This is a genomic window from Streptosporangium vulgare (assembly GCF_042428775.1).
GTDB classification, from domain to species: Bacteria; Actinomycetota; Actinomycetes; order Streptosporangiales; family Streptosporangiaceae; genus Streptosporangium; species Streptosporangium vulgare.
In genome coordinates this window covers 1-1,383 of record NZ_JBHMBS010000108.1, presented here as the reverse complement: position 1 = coordinate 1,383, position 1,383 = coordinate 1, and the positions used below count along the sequence as shown (strand labels likewise).

The window sequence follows — 1,383 nt, the reverse complement described above, 5'->3', positions numbered from 1 at the left end:
TTGGGTATACTAATAATATTTCCAAATCAAATAGTAAAAATAATAATGCAAATATAAAAAATGAGATACTAAATTGTGTTCTATTTTGACCTAAGAATGAGTGGAATCCACATTCAAATACACTGTCTTTCTCTTGGTAGGGATTGTGTGGGGCTAATATTAGATTAACAGCTAATAAAATTATCGATAATATAGGAATAAATATGATAAAAAAAGTTGTACTTGTCATTATATATTAAATAATATTAATGCTAATATATTAGCTACACTTAATCATTCTCCAGGTATAAAAATAAATATTGAGATTATAAAAGTTATGATGGATATAGGTAAACTTAAGGAACTAGATACAACAATATTATTTAATTTTATATGAATTTTTTCAACTATAACTTTTTTTTCTGTTATTAAACCATCTGCTTTAAAATCGATTAAATCATTGTTTATAACATAATCTGGTTTATCGAAAAATATTTGTTTTATTATAACTAAATAATATACAGCACTTATAACACTAGTTAGTATTGCGACTAATGACATAAAAATATAACCATTATCAATTGCAGCACTAAGAATCATCTGTTTTCCAAAGAATCCTAATAGTGGTGGTATACCTGCAAATGAAAATAAAGTTATAGCTAAACTTAATGATAAGAAAGGATTTATATAATAATATCCCTTTAACTGATCAATTAGTTGTATAGGAGAATTATTTATATCTTTTAAGTTTTCGTTATTCTCGTCCTTAATCGTATTTTTTTTAGTTATATCATTATTATATACATAACAATATAATGAATAACCTATAATTATAAGTAACATAAAAGAATTTAAATTTGATATAGAATACTGCATTAAGTAAAACATAAACGCTTGAGTAGATTCTACACTAGGTATACTTAAAGCTAATAATATAAATCCTACATGAGATACTGTACTAAAAGCAAATAATCTTTTTATTCTAGATTGTGTTAAACCTACAATACTACCTATTACTAATGATAAAAGAGAACTAAATAATAATGTCATAGTTCAAGAAAAATCTACATCAAACATAGATTTACTAGTATAATGCACTAATTCTAGTAAAAAAATAAAAATAGATATTTTTGCGACAATAGCTACAAAAGTTGTAACTATTGTTGGTATACCATCGTACACATCAGGACTTCAAAAATGAAATGGTGCTGCAGAAACTTTAAATAAAAACCCAACAGACATAAACAATAAACTTATATGAATATAATAAGATTTATATCAATAAAGTAATCCCGTGAAATCTTCTTTATTTACACTAGTTATACTTGTTATTATATATAAACTATCTAAATTAGTAGTACCTGAATTTTCATAAAGTAAGCTTGTACTTAAAAATATGGAACA

Annotated in this window: 2 protein-coding genes; both read right to left on the bottom strand. The window is 23.8% G+C overall.

Features of this window, described 5'->3' with window-relative positions:
- Positions 1-229 (bottom strand): NADH-quinone oxidoreductase subunit A (gene ndhC / locus ACFFRH_RS44185; protein WP_386164174.1); only part of this gene is annotated, 229 nt, incomplete at its 3' end.
- A 44-nt stretch (positions 230-273) separates the two neighbouring features.
- Positions 274-1,029 carry a proton-conducting transporter transmembrane domain-containing protein gene (locus tag ACFFRH_RS44180; protein WP_386164172.1) on the bottom strand — a complete coding sequence of 252 codons (756 nt, stop codon included), beginning with the start codon at positions 1,027-1,029 and terminating at the stop codon, positions 274-276.
- Positions 1,030-1,383: the final 354 nt, after the last annotated feature.

Coding starts and splice junctions, on each gene's coding strand:
- ACFFRH_RS44180 (WP_386164172.1), bottom strand. CDS start 1,029: ATGACATTATTATTTAGTTCTCTTTTATCATTAGTAATAGGTAGTATT.